A 17,253-nucleotide genomic window follows, 5' to 3' on the forward strand; every position below is an offset into this window, starting at 1 on the left:
TTTAACTTTTCTGTACATTTGTTAAACAAATGAAGAAAACAATAACAATCATAGGATCAGGATTTTCTTCCTTGGCTGCTTCATGTTACTTGGCTCAGCAGGGAAATCAAGTTACTGTATACGAAAAAAATCATTCTATAGGCGGGCGGGCACGACAGTTTAAAAAAGATGGTTTTACTTTCGATATGGGACCAAGCTGGTATTGGATGCCAGATGTTTTTGAACGTTTTTTTCAGGATTTTGATAAAAAACCATCGGATTATTATGAGCTCATAAAACTAAATCCTGCTTATCGAGTTTATTTTGGAGTTAACGATTTTATTACTATTTGCGATAATTTAGAAGAAATAAAAAATGCCTTTGAAAACATTGAAAAAGGCAGTTCAAAAAAACTAGAAACCTTTATTAATCAAGCTAAAAGCAATTATGACATTGCCATAAAAGATTTGGTTTATCGTCCGGGAGTTTCTCCTCTTGAACTAATTACTGCCAAAACAGCTTTAAAACTTAATCAGTTTTTTGGTTCTATAAGTATTGACATTCGTAAAGAATTTAAAAACGAAAGACTAATTCAAATCTTAGAATTTCCTGTTTTATTTCTTGGAGCAAAACCAACTAAAACGCCTTCTTTCTATAATTTTATGAATTATGCTGATTTTGGTCTTGGAACCTGGCATCCTAAAACAGGAATGTTTGATGTAGTTCGAAGCATTGAAAGTCTTGCTCTAGAACTTGGAGTAATAATTAAAACTAATGCTGCTGTTGAGAAAATAATCATTGAAAACAAAACAGCAGCAGGAATTGTTATTAACGGAGAATTTATAAAATCTGATGTTGTATTGAGTGGTGCCGATTATCAGCATACTGAAACTTTGCTCGAAAAAGAGCATCGCGTTTATTCTGACACGTATTGGGACAACCGAATTTTCGCTCCTTCTTCTCTCCTGTTTTTTGTTGGTTTTAATAAAAAAATAGAAAACATCTCACATCATGCTTTATTTTTTGATGTTGATTTCGATAAACATGCAAGTGCTATTTACGATACTCCAAATTGGCCTGAAGAACCTTTATTTTATGCCAATTTTCCATCTAAAACAGATCTAACAGCAGCTCCAGATGGAATGGAAAGCGGTTTTTTCTTAATTCCGCTTGCACCCGGAATTGAAGATAGTGAAGCATTAAGAGAAGAATATTTCGAAAAAATAATAAGTCGTTTTGAAAATCTTACCCAGCAAGAGATCAGAAATAACATTATATTTAAAAGATCATTTTGCAAAAATGATTTTGTTGCAGATTATAATGCATACAAAGGAAATGCTTACGGAATGGCTAATACTCTATTGCAAACAGCTTTCCTGCGTCCAAAACTGAAAAGTAAGAAAGTTAAAAATTTATATTTCACAGGACAATTAACCGTTCCTGGCCCAGGAGTTCCACCTGCTTTAATATCAGGAAAACTAGCAGCTGAATTAATTCAAAAATCTTTTAGATCGTAAAAAAATGAAATCACTATTCGACGACGTTTCTTTCAAGTGCAGTAAACTGGTTACTAAAAACTACAGTTCTTCTTTTTCGATAGCTGTAAAAATGCTTTCGCCAAGTATTCGCGATGCGATATACAGCATTTATGGCTTTGTTCGTTTTGCTGATGAAATTGTCGATTCTTTTCATGATTATGAAAAAGAAAGTCTTATCGACGATTTTGAAAAAGAATATTATAAAGCTGTTAATCTGGGAATAAGCCTTAACCCAATTCTAAACTCTTTTCAACATACTGTAAAGGAATATAATATTACTGACGATTTAGTTCAGGCATTCTTAAAAAGCATGAAACAAGATCTCACGAAATCAAGTTATAACACACAAACTGAATATGCCGACTATATTTTCGGTTCTGCCGATGTTGTTGGTTTAATGTGCTTAAAGGTTTTTACAAAAGGGAATAATACAAAATACGAACAGCTTAAAAATGAAGCAATGCGATTAGGATCAGCTTTTCAAAAGGTAAATTTCCTTAGAGATTTAAAAGATGATAATTTGATTTTAAACAGAACTTATTTTCCCGGCATCAATTTGAATAATTTTACTGAAGCTGCAAAAACACAAATTATCAACGAAATCGAAGACGATTTTAATATTGCCTATCAAGGAATTGTAAAATTGCCAATTGAAGCAAAATTTGGGGTTTACACTGCTTATGTTTATTACAAAAAACTGCTTACTAAATTAAAAAACACACCTTATCATGAAATTGGAAACTCAAGGATTCGTGTTTCTAATTATACAAAAGCAGGACTTTTGGCGCAGTCATTTGTAACGTATAAATTGAAACTAGTATAATTTTGTTCCGCTTGTCATTTCGACCGAAAGGAGAAATGACAAGAACAAGTAAATGATAAAATCAAAACAATTATTATAACAAATTCAAAACACAAAAAATGGTTTCTTTTTTAATCTTTTTAGGCGTTTTTTTATTCATGGAATGCGTAACATGGCTTACTCATAAATATGTGATGCACGGTTTCATGTGGTATTTTCATGCAGATCATCATCAGCCAAAATACGAACATCCTTTTGAGCGCAATGATATTTTCTTTGTTCTGTTTGCAATACCAAGTATTCTCTTATTCTATTTTGGCGTTCAGGGTAGTTTCAACTATTTGTTTTTCATTGCCTGCGGTGTAACACTTTATGGAGCCTGTTACTTTTTAATTCATGATGTTCTAATTCATCAGCGTTTTAAATGGTTTAAAAACACTAAAAACAAATACCTCATCGGATTACGAAAGGCGCATAAAATACACCATAAACACTTAACCAAAGAAAAAGGAGAATGTTTCGGAATGTTGTTTGTTCCGTTTAAATATTACAAAATGTAAACCCCTTTTTAAGCATCAAGATAGATTCTCACTACAATGACAAAACAAAAAGTTTCTTTTTTCTGGTTCAGACGTGATTTGCGTCTGGAAGACAATACAGGTTTGTTTCATGCTTTGCAATCAAACTTTCCTGTCGTTCCGTTATTTATTTTTGATGATGATATATTGGAAAATCTTCCTGCAAATGATGCCAGAGTAAGTTTTATTTACGATTCGCTTCAAAAGATAAATTCAGAATTAAAAACTTTAGATTCTTCATTATTAGTCAAAAAAGGAAAAACTACTGAAGTTTGGAAATCACTTTTAGAAGAGTTTGACATTCAAAACCTTTTCTTTAATAAAGATTATGAGCCTTTTGCGATCAAACGCGATATTTCCATTTGCTCTTTATTGAAGGAAAACAATATAGAGTGTTTTTCATATAAAGATCACGTAATTTTTGAAGAGAAAGAAATCACAAAATCTGATGGGCTTCCGTATACCATTTACACTCCTTATAAAAACAAATGGCTTGAAAAATATCATTTTTCAGGAGCTGCGATTGAATATGATTCCAGTTCATTTCGATCTAATTTTGTAAGAAGTCAATTTACATTTCCAGAATTATCCGAAATTGGTTTTGACCGAAGCCTTATAAAAGTACTTCCGCATAACTTAACTCAGATTGCCAATTATAAAGAAACTAGAGATTTTCCTGCTCTAGATAGTACTTCTTACCTTTCGCCGCATTTACGATTTGGTACGGTGAGTATTCGGAAATTGGTAAATTGGGCAAATCGAAAGAATCAAACTTTTTTAAGCGAACTAATTTGGCGCGAATTCTTCATTCAAATTCTGTTTAGCTTTCCTAATTGTGTAAACAGCAATTTCAAATCAGCTTACGACGGAATTCAATGGCGCAATAACGAAGATGATTTTAAGCGCTGGTGTTCTGGAACAACTGGTTACCCGATGGTCGATGCAGGAATGCGTCAGCTAAACGAAACAGGATATATGCACAATCGCGTTCGAATGGTTGTGGCGAGTTTTTTATGCAAACATTTATTAATCAACTGGCAGTGGGGAGAGGCTTATTTTGCCGAAAAACTTCTAGATTTCGAATTAGCTTCAAATGTAGGAAACTGGCAATGGGCAGCAGGAACCGGCTGTGATGCCGCACCTTATTTTAGAGTATTCAATCCTGAAATTCAACAAAAGAAATTTGATGCTAAAGGTGAATACATTCGCAAATGGATTCCTGAATTTGATTTTGGTTATACTGAACCAATGATCGATCATGCCTTTGCTAGAGATCGAGCGATTGCAACTTATAAAGCTGGAATTTTGAAATAGTTTTTTATTTCAGGTTTCAAGTTTCCTGAACGTTTACCCACAATCTTGCCAACCCAAGGAACGAAGGATCTTCGTAAACTGCTCCATGCTTTTTATAATCAATCTTTATGGAGTTTCTCATGGAAATCCTTCGTTCCTCGGGATGACAAACTTTGCGTTTATCCTTAATATTTCAAATAATTTTCAACAACAATCTTTGCTTTCAAATCAAACATTAAATTGTACAAACCAAAGAAAGTACGGTTCATATAAATAAAGTGCTTAGAACCTCTGTTTCCGTTCATTTTTTTGAGATTTGTATCGTTAGAGAAACGCTCTCCTAATTTTGCGATGCTGTCAAAAAACGTTTCGTCAGAAAAATCGAAAGTTTCGTTTTGAAAAGGTCTTGTAAAAAGCGACAGTAAATCATGAAACATCTCAGTAAAATATTCAATTTCGGCCGGCGTATCATCTTTTCTAAGAATCTCTAATTCAAACAATTTTTGATTAAATAAATCTTTATCTGTGATTACATTTTTATTAATCAATTCAAAATACGGCGTATAAAAATCATCTGGAATTTGTTTCATACAACCAAAATCTAATGCAATTAATTGATTTTGATCGTCAACCAAAAAGTTCCCAGGATGCGGATCTGCGTGTACTTTTCTTAAAACATGAATTTGGTACATATAAAAATCCCAAAGCGCCTGTCCAATTTCATCGCCAACTTTCTGATCTTTATTTTTCGCGGTAAATTCTGAAAGATGAATTCCCGTCATCCAATCCATCGTGATAATTTTCTCTGACGAGAACTCTGGATAGTAATTAGGAAAAATAATGTTTTCGATTTTACTGCAGGCTTCAACAACTTCTTGACTTTGTTTTAATTCTAACAAATAGTTTGTTTCTTCGATAAGCTTATCTTCGACTTCTTTAAAATATTTATCTGAATCTTTTCCCTGCAGATTAAACATTCTAATCGCAATAGGTTTTACCAAAGCCAAATCTGAAGAGATACTGTTGGCAACTCCCGGATATTGAATTTTAACCGCCAGTTTTTTACCATTCTTTTTAGCCAGATGCACTTGACCAATACTTGCTGCATTTACAGAGTTTGCATTGAATTCATCAAAAATTTCATAAGGCGTTTTGCCAAAATTACTTTTGAATGTTTTTAACACTAATGGTGCCGAAAGCGGCGGAACTGAAAATTGCGATAATGAAAATTTCTCGACATAAGCTTGAGGCAAAAAATTCTTGTCCATGCTTAACATTTGAGCCACTTTGAGCGCACTGCCTTTTAAGCTTTTTAATCCGTCATAAATATCTTCGGCATTATTCTCGTTCAGTTTATCTCGAGTTAAATCAGGATTAACCATTTTCTCGGCATAATGCTTAACATAATTTACACCAATTTTTGCTCCAGTTTGAACCAATTTTCCGGCTCTTTCTATTTTCGAGGTTGGAATATAATCGATCGTTTTCATTGTTTGCTGTATATTTTTTCTTTGAATAGAAATTTTCCAAAATCGATCAAATGATTCATTGGTGCAACATTCATCAATTCAAATGATGCATTAACTGATTTTTCGATAAAAATATCTGTTTTCTCAAAAGCTGCAGATTCATCTTCCATCCAGAATTTTATGGTGAGCATTAATTGCAGCCAAGCTGATTCTTGAATTGCCTTTTCTTGAAATTTTTGCAGTTTTTCTTGTTCAAGTCTATAATCATCAGTTAAGATTTCTGAAACATAACTTCTAAAATTATCTCTAAGCAAAGTAAGCTGTACTAAATTTTTGAGCGGGTTTTTATCCATTTTAAGCACTTGCAGCACATAACTTCTATTTGCGGTTAAAATTTCGAAAAAGGTAAAATAGAAACTCAACATTTTATTCTTCATGTCGTACTCAAGGTAGTCTTCATTTTTATGCAGTAAATTGACTGTATTCTCAAAAAACAGTCGGAATATTTCCTTTTCTAAACCTTCTAACGTTCCAAAAAAAGAATAAAATTCAGCTTCTGTAAAATCATTTTCTTTGGTAAAATGATAAACTGATTTTGGTTTTGTTCCTTTTTCTAAAACTTCATTCATGTATTTTGAAACGATATCCTCTTTTGTGATAGTCTTTTTTTTAGTCGCCATTTCATTAAATTTAGAATTTGCCTTAAAGGTAAGCATTGTTTAAGTACCTTTACATGTCCCTAAACAGAATGCGCTGTTAAATATATTATAAACTATCATGGTTGAAAATGTTCTAATAACAGGTGGAAGCGGATTCATTGGCAGGCATTTGACAAATGCTCTAATTGAAGCTGGCTTTACTGTGTCTGTTTTAAGCCGTACCGACAAAGAAAACACTCCTGAGATCACTTACTATAAATGGAATTTAAACAGCAATTATATTGATGAAAATGCTGTTTTAAATGCGGACTACATTATTCATCTTGCCGGCGAAGGAATTGTTGAAAAAAGATGGACACGAAGAAGAAAAAGAAAACTTCTGGAAAGCAGGGTTAAACCAATTGATTTGATATTTTCTATTCTAGAAAAAAACGATAAGAAATTAAATGCTTTTGTTTCAGCTTCGGCAATTGGAATTTATGGTGCCGTTACGAGCCATAAAATTTGTACTGAAACGACTGAGCCTGCAAACGACTTTTTAGGTACTATTTGCCAAAAATGGGAAAATGCATCAAACAAACTGAAGGCTTTAGGCATTAGAACCGTAAAAATTAGAACTGGAATTGTCTTGGGAAGAGATGAAGGTTTTTTAAAGAAACTCGGTCCTACTTTTAAATCTGGTTTTGGTGCGGTTATAGGAACTGGAAAACAATATTTACCCTGGATTCATATTGACGATTTATGTCAGATTTACTTAAAAGCTCTTCTAGACGAACATATGCATGGCCCGTACAATGCTGCTGTTACTGATAATACTACAAACTTGAGATTCTCTAAAATACTAGCTGCATTATACGGATATGCAATATGGCTTCCTAAAATTCCTTCTTTTATTCTTAAAATAAGTTTAGGAAAAATGAGCGAAGCTATTTTAAAAGGGCAAAGGGTGTCATCTGAAAAAATACAAAAAACTGGATTTGAATTTCAATTTACTGATTTAGAAAAAGCGCTTATCAGCACTACAAATTAAACATTATTTCATTATTCCGCTTAAATCTGTCTGAACTGTTTTTGAAATTTTATTAGCCACAACATAAGGAATTTCTATATTAAAGTCAGAAATTGATATTGGAAAAGCAGAAACAATTTGAATCCCTTCCGGAACTCTTTTCAACAACGCTTTTACCGTAATCATTTTCCATTTCCCGTGAATATATAATTTCCCCTTGACATCATACTCTCTTGAGGTTTCATCAATTTGTGCGATGTCAAATTTTTGTATTTTGCCTTTAAAATAAGCTTTAGGATAACGATGACTTTCGATATAATTGTCGTTAAAATGTTCTTCCATTAAATCCATTTTAAAACGAAAATCTTTTATTATTACAGTACAAATTAAAGTACTTGTTTGAGGTTCAAGAACAATAGTTCCGAGCTTATTTACCGCTTTTACCTCTTCGAAGAAAGGAACTGAAGCTTCAAAATTTATAATCGCCGAAGTGGTTTTAAATTTTTCCTGAGCTGTTATCGAAAATGCGGTAAAAAGTAAAAATAATAATGTAGTTCTTTTCATAATCGTCAGCAGTTAAACAATTATGTCATTTCATTTTTTAAAATAGAGAAAAACAAACTTACAGTAAGTTAAAAAAAGGAATGGCAGTACTCCGTGAAAAAATCGCAACTAACTTTCTATTTTAAAGTTACGAAATTTTCCGTCGTATAGTTCTGGAACTAATGCTAAATATTTGTGAATATTTTTTCTTTTTAAAATGTAATAATCCCTTAAAAACAGCTTCTCATTTACATTTCGACTGGTGTGCAAATTTCAAGTAAAAAACCATCTAAATCTCGCACATAGGCGACAACTTGACCCCAAGGTTTTTCCTTTGGACTTGTTTCTAAAACGGCTCCAAAAGAAATTGCTTTCTCAACCAATTCGGCAACATTATCTGTTATAAATCCAAGTTCAAAAGCAAAAGGTTTATTATTTAAATCGCTTTCTATAAAACCTTCTTTCAAATTTTGAACTGCAAGTTTTTTTGAAGCAAATGAAATAGTAGTTTCTCCCGTAAGCAACTCTCCGTAATCATTTTCTGGACTTACAAATTTTCTAGAAAAACCAAATGCATTTTCATAAAACGTAATTGCTTTTTCTACATTCTCTACATACAAAATTGTGTAACCAAACTTTACCATTTTCTCTTATTTTTAACCTTAATAAAAAAACTAACTAATTTCTAAAAGTACATTATACTTTTCTAAGCTGGCCAAATCTTCGATAGAACTTACCGTAGTGACTTTTTCATGTTCTTCGATCTCTTTTTTCACTTCGATATGTTTAATTGCTTTTCTAAAACGTCGAACTTCTTCTAAATTAGACAAAATAAGTCCAGGTACCTGAACACTTTTCCCGTCTTTATCTTTGGCTACCATGGTAAAATACGAAGAGTTGCAATGTTTTACAACACCTGTTTGAATATGTTCTGCTTCAACGCGAATACCAACAACCATTGAACTTCGCCCGACATAATTTACAGAGGCTTTCATGGTAACAAGTTCACCAACCTCAATTGGTTTTAAAAAATTTACGGTATCAACAGAAGCTGTAACGCAATAATTACCGCAGAACTTTGATGCGGCTGCAAAAGCAATTTGATCTAGTAATTGCAATATATATCCTCCATGAATCTTACCGCTAAAGTTGGTATGTGATGGAAGCATCAATTCTGAAATACTAATTTTTGATGAAGAAACGGGTTTAAAATCTGCAGTCATATTTTTATGTTTGTGGTATTATTGGTTCGTTTTAATTTAGTAACTCACTTTCATCCGTATTTGAAGCTCTGGCTACAATATTATCTGGAAGTGATTTTTTTGCTTTAGCGCCCATTTTTTTTAGTCTTTCAACACTCGAAATCAAGTTTCCTTTGCCGTCGACTAGTTTATTCATGGCGCTTTCATATTCCGTTTTCGTATCTTTAATTTTATTCCCTATTCGGACTAAATCAGTTACAAAACCTTCAAATTTATCATACAGCGCTCCTGCCTGCCTAGCGATTTCAAACGCATTTTCCTGTTGTTTTTGATTTGTCCACATACTGTCAATAGTGCGCAATGTGGCTAACAATGTTGTTGGCGTAACAATTACAATATTTTTGTCAAAAGCTTTATTGTATAATGTTGAATCTTCGTTTAAGGCAATTGCAAAAGCAGGTTCTATCGGAATAAAAAGCAATACAAAATCGGGACTTTCTATTTGATACAGTTCATGATAATTTTTATTACCAAGCTGTTCAACGTGTCTTTTTATCGAATTTAAATGCTCTTTTAAATATTCGTTTTTAAGAATGTCTGATTCTTCATTAATATACTTTTCATAAGCTGATAAAGACACTTTAGAATCGACAATCATTTTTTTACCATCGGGCAGATTTATTACAACATCAGGAAAAACACGATTACCTTCGCTGGTAACAAAACTTTGCTGTACTTCGTACTCACGGCCCTTTTCTAAACCTGATTTTTCCAGCACACGTTCTAAAACCAATTCGCCCCAATTTCCCTGCATTTTACTATCGCCTTTTAAAGCTTTGGTAAGATTTAGGGTTTCTTTGCTCATTTGAACATTCATTTCGCTTAGGCCAATAATCTGCTGGCGAAGTGCTGCATGATAGTCAATACTTTCTTTATGGGTTTGTTCTACCTTTTTCTCAAATCCTTGAATCTTATCTTGCAGTGGCAGCAAGATATTTTTCATATTCACATTGTTCTGTTCTGTGAATTTAACCGATTTTTCTTCGAGAATCTTATTGGCTAAGTTCTCGAACTCCTTTGTAAACTTATCCTGAAGCTCCGTTATTTCGTTTTTTTGCTCTTTATGACGTTCCCATAAATTCTCAAAATCGACTTCTTTTTTAGAAAGCTGAATCGCAAGGCTGTCTTTTTCAGTTCGAATACTCTCTTTTTCCTGATTGCTTAATTGAAGCTGTTTTTGAAAAGCAAGTTTTTCATTTTCCTGCTGTTCTTTTTGTGCTTGCAGCTGATTTGTATTTGCATGCAGCCTTTCTTCTAAACCCACTTTTTCTGACTGAAATTTAGCCGAAGACAGTACTTTACCTAAGTATATACCTAGAAATAAAGCAATAACAAAAGCCAATAAATACGGAAGAAAATCGAACATGTCTAAGTTTTTTTTAAGTAAAAGTACGCAATAATACGTAGTAGTACGGTTTATAAAGTAAAATTTCACGAATTAGTATTCATTCGCAAATAAAAAAACAATTTGAAATTAATTTCTATTTCTTATGCAAAAAAAATATAAAAAAGACGCAACCATTTTCAAACACGTTCATCTATGAGAATATAACCTATATTAAAATTTATCATGAAAAAAATAATGTTGAGCTTATTTGTAGCTTTTGGATTGAGTGCTTGCTCATTAGGAAATGAAGATATAACAGTAGATTGCGGGCCTGTTCAAGAACTTCCTTTTACAGGATTTCCTCTTTTATGTTCTTATAGTGTAAAAACCCTGCCTAACAACCCTACTGCACTTGTTTTAAATTCTCAAGAGAAATTAGAAGCTTACTTCGAAAAACGCGAAAACACATGTCCAGTTGCCAATGATCCTAATATTGATTTTACAAAAGATTTTTTGGTAGGAATTTTTGCGGGAGCAAAACCTACAAGTGGTTATGACATAAAAATAACAACTATTGTAGAAAACAAATGCCAGATTATTATTAATTTTTATGAAAAAGGTCCTTTAGCTGGTGAAACTATTGCACAGACTCCAACTTATCCATCAGATTTTATATTGATTCCAAAAACAACAAAAACAATTTTGTTTAACAGAACAAACGAAAGCTCTGATAATATTGTTATGGGAGATTTTGGTCTTTCAAGTCCTCATACTTTCTTTCAATTAAACGATTTTAACATTTTGAAATTCTTAAATATTGAGGATGGAAAATATGATTTTGAGCAATACAAATACACTGCAAAAACGAAAAAAAGCGAGTATACTGAATTCTTAAAGAATGTTCCTGCAGAAATTCTTGCACTTAAAGGCGGAACAAAAACTTACGGAACTCCTGATCCAGCTGGTAAAGGCGGTGTTTACTTTGAGTTAACTCAAGGAACTGTTACTACGAAAGTTTACATTGACAACAATGATACTCCAGATCAAAACACTGAAATAATATTGTTTAAAAAAGCTATTCAACAAAAGATCATCAGTTTAAACTAAATTTAGTGATATGAAAAAACATTTTCTATTTTTTGCTGTATTGTGTATTTTCTCTTCGGCTTATTCGCTAGAATCGATGGTCGTAAACACAGGTTCTATAGTAAATACCTGGATTTGGGAAAAGTCAATTGGAGGAGAAGATAATCCTTATACAGCGACACCTAAAACCATTGGGTTTGCAAAAAAAATAGTTTTCACTTCAAATGGCAGAGTGATTACTTATAAGAACAATGTAGAGATTAGAAACAGTACATATCAAATAGAAAAAGGGATTGGCTATTTTGACTCGGAAGAGCACGATCTTATTACTTTTGAAGGCAGAACATATATCATAGAAAAGCTTGACAATCAAAACCTAACAATTGTAAGTAATAACAAAGATGCTTCCCGATCTATCTTTAAAAGATAGTTTTATAAGCTTTTAAAAACTATTTTTGCAAAACCAAACAATACCACTTTTTTTGAAAGACGATTTAGAAAAATATATTAAGAAATGTATTAAAAATGACAGAGAGGCACAACTGAAAATTTATCAGTTGTTCTCTCCTGTTTTATATGGTATATGTCTTAAATATATGAAAAATGAAGATGACGCCAAAGATGTTTTTCAGGAAGCATTTGTCATTGTTTTTCAAAAAATGAACCAATATAAATTTGAAGGAAGTTTCGAAGGCTGGCTGAAACGGATTTTTATCAATAAGCTGATCGAGACTTTAAACAAAAAGAAAAAAGAGAGTTTCTTTCTAGATGTTTTTGATCCTGACACTGATTTTGTCGAAGAAGAGGATTTAGACATTCAACCAATAGAACAAGAGAAACTACTGGAATATATTAGAGATTTACCAGATCAATACCGAACGGTTTTTAATCTCTATGTCTTTGAGAAACTAAAACATAGAGAAATTGGCGAATTACTAAATATTTCTGAAGGCACATCAAAATCAAATTTAAACCGGGCAAAGCACATTTTGCAAAAAAGAATACTGAGCATAAAAAATTTTAAAATAGCATGAAAAAGCAGGATATAGAAGATATTTTTTCATCAATGGAAGACTTTTCTAGTGTTCCGCCTCCTGAATTGTGGGGACAAATTGAAGAAAAACTTGATAAACCTAAAAAGAAGAAAAAAGTAATTCTTTGGTGGTCGGCGGCAGCATGCTTATTATTAGGCTTATTGCTCCCTTCTGTTTTGAATTTTACTTCTAACTCTGGAATCAAAACTATCAATAATGATGCTTTAGATAATAACAAAGTTGTACTTGAGTCAAAAGCTAATAAAAACACTAACGACAAAGAAAACAAATCAATAAACAATCAAATTTCATCATCAGAAAACGAACATAATCAATCAAACCAAAATCAGAAAATTGTAAATCCAGCTGTAAATTCACAATCTAAATACGGTAAAAATGAGGCAGACCCAAAAACAAATGCCTCAAAAAATACGTTAAACAATGTTGCGGTTCAGGAAAATTATGTTCCTGCAAAAGCAAATGGCTTTAACGCATCTTCAAAAAATCAAACATCAGATATTGAAAAAAGAAAAGCAGATAGAGTTCTGGCTGAAAAAACCTTTACTTCAGGTAAAAAAAATCAATTCAATACTGGTTTAAACAACGCTATTGCAAGTTCTATTTTTGAAGAAAAGACAACTTCAAAAACGCAAAACAAAACAGTTCTTAGTCTTTCTAACAATGCTGTAAACACTTCTGAATACAAGCAAAAAACAGATAAAGCAATTCAAGAAAACAGATCGATTGCAAGCGGCCCAATTGAAAATTCGAAAAACAATTTGAATACTACAAACGGCTTGACTAAAAAAGATTCTCTACAACTTAGAGAGCTTCAAAATTTAGAAAAAGGTATTGCCGCAACTGAAACTAAAAAAGAAAAAGAGGACAAAATACTCTCAAAACAAGACAAATGGGCGCTGCAGCTTTTTGCAGGTGTGGGCAGCTCTGAAAACTATAAAAACAATAAAACTTTAGGAAACGTAAACGACTCTAAACAAAGTAATTCGTACGGAGTAAAAACGCAATATAAAATCAATAAAAAATGGGCAGTCGCTTCTGGAGTTAAAATTAATGAGCTTGGTCAGAGTGTCGCAAATGTTTCTTATTTAAGTGCCAAAAACAATGCGTTTTTTAGCGCAAGTGACTATTTTGCTCAAAATGCGTCAGCTCCACATATTGCAAGTGACGCAAATTATGTGCTAGTATCAAACAGTACAAAAGAGGCTATGAAAAGTGAGAATATACAAACTGGAAATTTAGATCAAAATCTGCGCTATGTCGAAATGCCGCTAGAAGTTTCTTATTCTATTTTTAGTAAAAACAAAGCAAGCATTAATTTAAATACTGGTGGATTTGTTGGTAAATTGATCTCAAACAGTGTTTCTATTGATGGAAGTTCTATGGGCGAAAATGTAAATGCAAACGATTATGTATATGGTTCTACTTTGAGCAGTACAATTCAATATCGTGTTTACAAAAAAACAAATGTATTTGTTGAGCCGGCTGTGAATTATTATGTAAATCCATTAAACAGTCAGTCTTTCAATCAGTTTCAATGGGGTTTGAATTTCGGACTTAATGTTTCTTTTTAATTGCTTTACTTTGTTGTAATTTCGCACAAAAAAGAAATTAATGCCTTTAAATAAGAAACTCGAAGATTCTGTTTTTCTCTCTAAAAATTTAAGTATTGCCAAAGAATTAGTTTATGATATCTGCGGCTTTACCTGTTCTGAACTTCAGCCAGAAACCGAGAGTCAAGATTATGAAGCTCTCGATTTTAAAATCGATAATCGGCCTGTTAAATTTAGATCCGCCAAAATTACCCCGACCAAAACTGGTCAGTTTGTAACCTTATGGAAGCGCAATAAATCAGGCGTAATTGAACCTTTTGATTATTCTGATTCTATTGATTTTGTCATAGTAAGCGTTCAAAAAGAAAATCTTTTAGGACAATTTGTTTTCCCTAAAGATGTTCTGCTTAAAAAAGGAATATTTACTACTGAAACTAAAGAAGGGATAAGAGCCACGAGAGTTTACCCGCCTTGGGATGAAACTACCAGCAAACAAGCCCAAAAAACACAGCAATGGCAATTGAATTATTTCTATGAAATAAGCCCAAATACTGATTTAAATACTTTTAAAAAGCTTTTTACATTATAAGACGCAATCTGGTTTCCAAGTTCTTAAAGTCTTTTTTTTATAACTTTAGACAATCTGCAATAAAATGCTGTTTCTAAACTATTAATTTAAAAGAAACTAAATGAACTTTTTCAAAATCAAAACCAGCTGGTCAAATGCTGAATTCATTATCTTGAAACTTTGCATTGCCTCGGCTTACATTTTAATAGGCACTTATTTTCATGATTTTTTCAGTAATTACTACACTCCTTTAATTTTCATATTTGGCATTACAGTAATTTGGTCTGTTTATTTATGGCTGAGTAAAATGAAAAACAGGGATAAGGAGTAAGGATAAACTCGAATTACTTGTAAAAACAAAGCTATCTTTGCAAAAAAATAAAACATGCATCGACACTTCATTCTTTTTAAACCTTATGGCTATTTAAGTCAATTTATCTATGAATTGAAAAGGAAGAAAAAACTTTTAGGCGAATTGCATGACTTTCCTGAAGGAACTATGGCAATTGGAAGACTTGATGAAGATTCTGAAGGTTTATTGCTGCTAACAACAGACGGAAAAGTAAGCGAGCAGATAAGGAGTAAAAAAGTCGATAAAGAATATTATGTTCAGGTAGATGGCATTATTACCCCTGAAGCAATTGAACAATTACAGAAAGGTGTAGAAATAGGTTTTGATGGCGGAAAATACAAAACAAAACCCTGCTCTGCTTTTATTGTAACTGAAATTCCTGATTTTGGACCTCGAGCAAAAAAAATCCGAGATGAACGCCACGGACCAACTTCTTGGGCATCAATTACCGTAAATGAAGGAAAATTTCGTCAGGTTAGAAAAATGACTGCTGCCGTTGGATTTCCTACTTTACGTTTAGTTCGCGTTAGAATAGGAAATGTATATTTGCAAAGCCTAAAAGCTGGAGAAGTTCTTGAGGTTTCTGATTTTAAATTAGATAATTAAGGTAATTTGAAAATTAGATAATTCTCAAATTAACGATTAACCGAATAAACAAATAAACGATAATGCTAAACGTAGTTCTTGTAGAACCAGAAATACCAAATAATACTGGAAATATTGGAAGATTGTGTGTAGGAACCGAAAGTAGACTGCACTTAATTCATCCTTTCGGATTTGTAATAAACGATAAAAATCTAAAACGTTCTGGTTTGGATTACTGGGTTCATCTTGATGTTACTGAATATCAAAATGTAGAGGAATGGATCAAGCAGATTCCAGATCAATCACGGGTTTTTTTAATGAGCTCTCATGCTGAAAAATCATATTTAGAAACAGATTTTCAAGATGGAGATTGGTTGGTTTTTGGAAAAGAAAGCGTTGGATTAAGCAAAGAAGTTTTGGCTCGTTTCGAAAACCATTTAACAATTCCAATGTCAAAACTAATTCGCAGCTTTAACATTGCAAATTCTGTTGCTTTTGTGGTTGGTGAAGCTAAAAGACAGATTGGGTTAAAAGTTTAAATTAATTAAATATTTTCATCATAAGCTCCAGAGGAGCGTAATATTTATAGTCTAAAATTAAACCATCATGTAAGCTCCAGAGGAGCTATATATTTTGCCCCTATTAGGCTAGTTTTACTAAATGTGATTAACATTTCTATAAATATAACGTCGCGCTGGGACTTGAATTTCGCACAGCAAAGCTTCTAAAAATATCTCTAAGTAATCACAAACTTTCCTTTTTCGGCATCAAAAACAATATGTTCATCTTTGAACAAAGTGGCAAAATTTCCGTTTGAAATCAAATTACATGGTTCATCCTGAACAACACTTTCCGGAGTCATAATAATCATTTCGTCACTTAATTGAATTGCTAAATCAATATCGTGAGTAGAGAATAAAATGCATTTTTGCGTTTCTTGAGTTAGTTTTTTAAGCAATTTAAATAAAGAAACTTTGTGCAATAAATCAAGATGCGTTGTAGGTTCATCTAAAATAATCAGCGCTGTATCCTGCGCCAAAGCTCTGGCGATTAAAACCTTTTGCAATTGACCATCGCTTATTTCAAAATGTTTTTTTTGAGCCAAATGCTCGATTTGTGTCAGCACCATTGCTTCTTGAACCTTTTCAATATCAGTTTCAGTTAAAGAATCAACCCAATTGGTATACGGTTGTCGGCCTAATGCAACCAATTCAAAAACAGTAAGATTACTTGGCGGCAGTTTTTCGGTTAAAACCAAACTTAAATTTTGGGCTAAGTCTAACGGTTTGTAGGTATTGATATTTTTATCATTCAAAAAAACTGTTCCCGACAAAGGCTGCTGAATTCCTGTAATAGTTCGCAGCAAAGTCGATTTCCCAATTCCGTTTGCACCAATCAACGAAATAAGTTTCCCAGAAGTTAAATTCAAATTCAAATTTTCGGCAATAGTCACAGTTGCTTTCTTGGCTTTATATCCAATACTTAAATTTGAAGTTTTTAAAATTGATTTCATCTATTTTAAGGTTCTGAGTTGCTAAGGTTCTAAGTATCTAAGTTTTTCTTTCTCTAAAGATTAATTTATTTTAATAACATGAGGT

The 17,253-nt window shown here is 32.5% G+C and carries 20 protein-coding genes; 13 read left to right on the plus strand and 7 right to left on the minus strand.

The window, feature by feature from the left end; genetic code table 11:
* Nucleotides 1-29: 29 nt before the first annotated feature.
* The 4 genes from ACHRV0_RS18485 to ACHRV0_RS18500 all read left to right on the plus strand — a co-directional run bounded on the left by ACHRV0_RS18485 (nt 30) and on the right by ACHRV0_RS18500 (nt 4,211).
* Complete coding sequence (locus tag ACHRV0_RS18485; RefSeq protein WP_395441974.1) at nt 30-1,496, plus strand: phytoene desaturase family protein; 1,467 nt, start codon at nt 30-32, stop codon at nt 1,494-1,496.
* 4 nt (nt 1,497-1,500) lie between these two features.
* Nucleotides 1,501-2,340 (plus strand): phytoene/squalene synthase family protein, encoded by an 840-nt coding sequence (locus ACHRV0_RS18490; RefSeq protein WP_129023519.1) that lies wholly within the window; start codon nt 1,501-1,503, stop codon nt 2,338-2,340.
* Between the two features lie 98 nt (nt 2,341-2,438).
* On the plus strand, nt 2,439-2,879 hold the full coding sequence (locus ACHRV0_RS18495) for a carotene hydroxylase (RefSeq protein WP_395441975.1): 441 nt from the start codon (nt 2,439-2,441) through the stop codon (nt 2,877-2,879).
* A 36-nt stretch (nt 2,880-2,915) separates the two neighbouring features.
* Nucleotides 2,916-4,211: a cryptochrome/photolyase family protein gene (locus ACHRV0_RS18500; protein WP_395441977.1), complete on the plus strand. Its 1,296-nt coding sequence runs from the start codon at nt 2,916-2,918 to the stop codon at nt 4,209-4,211.
* Nucleotides 4,212-4,375: 164 nt separating this feature from the next.
* On the opposite strand, the gene ACHRV0_RS18505 is transcribed toward ACHRV0_RS18500, so the two are convergent.
* A complete protein-coding gene (locus ACHRV0_RS18505; RefSeq protein ID WP_129023522.1) occupies nt 4,376-5,680 on the minus strand; it encodes an AarF/ABC1/UbiB kinase family protein in 1,305 nt (434 codons plus the stop codon).
* Nucleotides 5,677-6,339 (minus strand): TetR family transcriptional regulator C-terminal domain-containing protein, encoded by a 663-nt coding sequence (locus tag ACHRV0_RS18510; RefSeq protein WP_129023523.1) that lies wholly within the window; start codon nt 6,337-6,339, stop codon nt 5,677-5,679. The genes ACHRV0_RS18505 and ACHRV0_RS18510 overlap by 4 nt, the downstream gene beginning before the upstream one ends.
* Nucleotides 6,340-6,436: 97 nt before the next feature.
* On the opposite strand from ACHRV0_RS18510, the gene ACHRV0_RS18515 reads away from it, so the two are divergent.
* Nucleotides 6,437-7,348, plus strand: a complete 912-nt coding sequence (locus ACHRV0_RS18515) for a TIGR01777 family oxidoreductase (protein WP_395441979.1) — start codon at nt 6,437-6,439, stop codon at nt 7,346-7,348.
* A 3-nt stretch (nt 7,349-7,351) separates the two neighbouring features.
* On the opposite strand, the gene ACHRV0_RS18520 is transcribed toward ACHRV0_RS18515, so the two are convergent.
* The 4 genes from ACHRV0_RS18520 to rmuC all read right to left on the minus strand — a co-directional run bounded on the left by ACHRV0_RS18520 (nt 7,352) and on the right by rmuC (nt 10,498).
* On the minus strand, nt 7,352-7,891 hold the full coding sequence (locus ACHRV0_RS18520; RefSeq protein WP_129023525.1) for a YceI family protein: 540 nt from the start codon (nt 7,889-7,891) through the stop codon (nt 7,352-7,354).
* Nucleotides 7,892-8,118: 227 nt separating this feature from the next.
* Nucleotides 8,119-8,514 carry a VOC family protein gene (locus ACHRV0_RS18525; RefSeq protein ID WP_395441982.1) on the minus strand — a complete coding sequence of 132 codons (396 nt, stop codon included), beginning with the start codon at nt 8,512-8,514 and terminating at the stop codon, nt 8,119-8,121.
* 30 nt (nt 8,515-8,544) lie between these two features.
* Nucleotides 8,545-9,093 (minus strand): acyl-CoA thioesterase, encoded by a 549-nt coding sequence (locus tag ACHRV0_RS18530; protein ID WP_089054192.1) that lies wholly within the window; start codon nt 9,091-9,093, stop codon nt 8,545-8,547.
* Nucleotides 9,094-9,124: 31 nt separating this feature from the next.
* A complete protein-coding gene (gene rmuC / locus ACHRV0_RS18535) occupies nt 9,125-10,498 on the minus strand; it encodes a DNA recombination protein RmuC (RefSeq protein ID WP_395441984.1) in 1,374 nt (457 codons plus the stop codon).
* Nucleotides 10,499-10,702: 204 nt separating this feature from the next.
* Here rmuC and ACHRV0_RS18540 point away from each other — a divergent pair, with 204 nt between their 5' ends.
* The 8 genes from ACHRV0_RS18540 to ACHRV0_RS18575 all read left to right on the plus strand — a co-directional run bounded on the left by ACHRV0_RS18540 (nt 10,703) and on the right by ACHRV0_RS18575 (nt 16,194).
* Complete coding sequence (locus tag ACHRV0_RS18540; RefSeq protein WP_395441985.1) at nt 10,703-11,566, plus strand: protease complex subunit PrcB family protein; 864 nt, start codon at nt 10,703-10,705, stop codon at nt 11,564-11,566.
* A gap of 10 nt (nt 11,567-11,576) precedes the next feature.
* Nucleotides 11,577-11,975, plus strand: a complete 399-nt coding sequence (locus ACHRV0_RS18545) for a hypothetical protein (RefSeq protein ID WP_395441987.1) — start codon at nt 11,577-11,579, stop codon at nt 11,973-11,975.
* A gap of 127 nt (nt 11,976-12,102) precedes the next feature.
* A complete protein-coding gene (locus ACHRV0_RS18550; protein ID WP_256371693.1) occupies nt 12,103-12,579 on the plus strand; it encodes an RNA polymerase sigma factor in 477 nt (158 codons plus the stop codon).
* Nucleotides 12,576-14,171, plus strand: a complete 1,596-nt coding sequence (locus tag ACHRV0_RS18555; protein ID WP_395441989.1) for a hypothetical protein — start codon at nt 12,576-12,578, stop codon at nt 14,169-14,171. The genes ACHRV0_RS18550 and ACHRV0_RS18555 overlap by 4 nt, the downstream gene beginning before the upstream one ends.
* Before the next feature lie 40 nt (nt 14,172-14,211).
* Complete coding sequence (locus ACHRV0_RS18560) at nt 14,212-14,739, plus strand: MepB family protein (RefSeq protein WP_395441991.1); 528 nt, start codon at nt 14,212-14,214, stop codon at nt 14,737-14,739.
* 100 nt (nt 14,740-14,839) lie between these two features.
* Entirely contained in the window at nt 14,840-15,049 is a 210-nt protein-coding gene (locus ACHRV0_RS18565; RefSeq protein WP_395441993.1) for a hypothetical protein, read from the plus strand.
* Between the two features lie 54 nt (nt 15,050-15,103).
* Entirely contained in the window at nt 15,104-15,676 is a 573-nt protein-coding gene (locus ACHRV0_RS18570; RefSeq protein WP_395441997.1) for a pseudouridine synthase, read from the plus strand.
* Nucleotides 15,677-15,738: 62 nt separating this feature from the next.
* Nucleotides 15,739-16,194: a tRNA (cytidine(34)-2'-O)-methyltransferase gene (locus tag ACHRV0_RS18575; protein WP_395441999.1), complete on the plus strand. Its 456-nt coding sequence runs from the start codon at nt 15,739-15,741 to the stop codon at nt 16,192-16,194.
* A 197-nt stretch (nt 16,195-16,391) separates the two neighbouring features.
* Here ACHRV0_RS18575 and ACHRV0_RS18580 read toward each other — a convergent pair whose 3' ends face one another.
* Entirely contained in the window at nt 16,392-17,168 is a 777-nt protein-coding gene (locus ACHRV0_RS18580; RefSeq protein WP_395442001.1) for an ABC transporter ATP-binding protein, read from the minus strand.
* Nucleotides 17,169-17,253 lie beyond the last annotated feature (85 nt).

The organism is Flavobacterium sp. FlaQc-30, assembly GCF_044005885.1.
In the GTDB taxonomy this organism is placed as follows: Bacteria; Bacteroidota; Bacteroidia; order Flavobacteriales; family Flavobacteriaceae; genus Flavobacterium.

What these genes read in the sequence shown, in the direction of transcription:
- ACHRV0_RS18500 (WP_395441977.1), top strand. Translation starts at nt 2,916, where the DNA reads ATGACAAAACAAAAAGTTTCTTTTTTCTGGTTCAGACGTGATTTGCGT.
- ACHRV0_RS18555 (WP_395441989.1), top strand. Translation starts at nt 12,576, where the DNA reads ATGAAAAAGCAGGATATAGAAGATATTTTTTCATCAATGGAAGACTTT.
- ACHRV0_RS18530 (WP_089054192.1), bottom strand. Translation starts at nt 9,093, where the DNA reads ATGACTGCAGATTTTAAACCCGTTTCTTCATCAAAAATTAGTATTTCA.
- ACHRV0_RS18525 (WP_395441982.1), bottom strand. Translation starts at nt 8,514, where the DNA reads ATGGTAAAGTTTGGTTACACAATTTTGTATGTAGAGAATGTAGAAAAA.
- ACHRV0_RS18570 (WP_395441997.1), top strand. Translation starts at nt 15,104, where the DNA reads ATGCATCGACACTTCATTCTTTTTAAACCTTATGGCTATTTAAGTCAA.
- ACHRV0_RS18575 (WP_395441999.1), top strand. Translation starts at nt 15,739, where the DNA reads ATGCTAAACGTAGTTCTTGTAGAACCAGAAATACCAAATAATACTGGA.
- ACHRV0_RS18560 (WP_395441991.1), top strand. Translation starts at nt 14,212, where the DNA reads ATGCCTTTAAATAAGAAACTCGAAGATTCTGTTTTTCTCTCTAAAAAT.
- ACHRV0_RS18505 (WP_129023522.1), bottom strand. Translation starts at nt 5,680, where the DNA reads ATGAAAACGATCGATTATATTCCAACCTCGAAAATAGAAAGAGCCGGA.
- ACHRV0_RS18495 (WP_395441975.1), top strand. Translation starts at nt 2,439, where the DNA reads ATGGTTTCTTTTTTAATCTTTTTAGGCGTTTTTTTATTCATGGAATGC.
- ACHRV0_RS18565 (WP_395441993.1), top strand. Translation starts at nt 14,840, where the DNA reads ATGAACTTTTTCAAAATCAAAACCAGCTGGTCAAATGCTGAATTCATT.
- ACHRV0_RS18545 (WP_395441987.1), top strand. Translation starts at nt 11,577, where the DNA reads ATGAAAAAACATTTTCTATTTTTTGCTGTATTGTGTATTTTCTCTTCG.
- ACHRV0_RS18520 (WP_129023525.1), bottom strand. Translation starts at nt 7,891, where the DNA reads ATGAAAAGAACTACATTATTATTTTTACTTTTTACCGCATTTTCGATA.
- ACHRV0_RS18540 (WP_395441985.1), top strand. Translation starts at nt 10,703, where the DNA reads ATGAAAAAAATAATGTTGAGCTTATTTGTAGCTTTTGGATTGAGTGCT.
- ACHRV0_RS18485 (WP_395441974.1), top strand. Translation starts at nt 30, where the DNA reads ATGAAGAAAACAATAACAATCATAGGATCAGGATTTTCTTCCTTGGCT.
- ACHRV0_RS18510 (WP_129023523.1), bottom strand. Translation starts at nt 6,339, where the DNA reads ATGGCGACTAAAAAAAAGACTATCACAAAAGAGGATATCGTTTCAAAA.
- rmuC (WP_395441984.1), bottom strand. Translation starts at nt 10,498, where the DNA reads ATGTTCGATTTTCTTCCGTATTTATTGGCTTTTGTTATTGCTTTATTT.
- ACHRV0_RS18515 (WP_395441979.1), top strand. Translation starts at nt 6,437, where the DNA reads ATGGTTGAAAATGTTCTAATAACAGGTGGAAGCGGATTCATTGGCAGG.
- ACHRV0_RS18490 (WP_129023519.1), top strand. Translation starts at nt 1,501, where the DNA reads ATGAAATCACTATTCGACGACGTTTCTTTCAAGTGCAGTAAACTGGTT.
- ACHRV0_RS18580 (WP_395442001.1), bottom strand. Translation starts at nt 17,168, where the DNA reads ATGAAATCAATTTTAAAAACTTCAAATTTAAGTATTGGATATAAAGCC.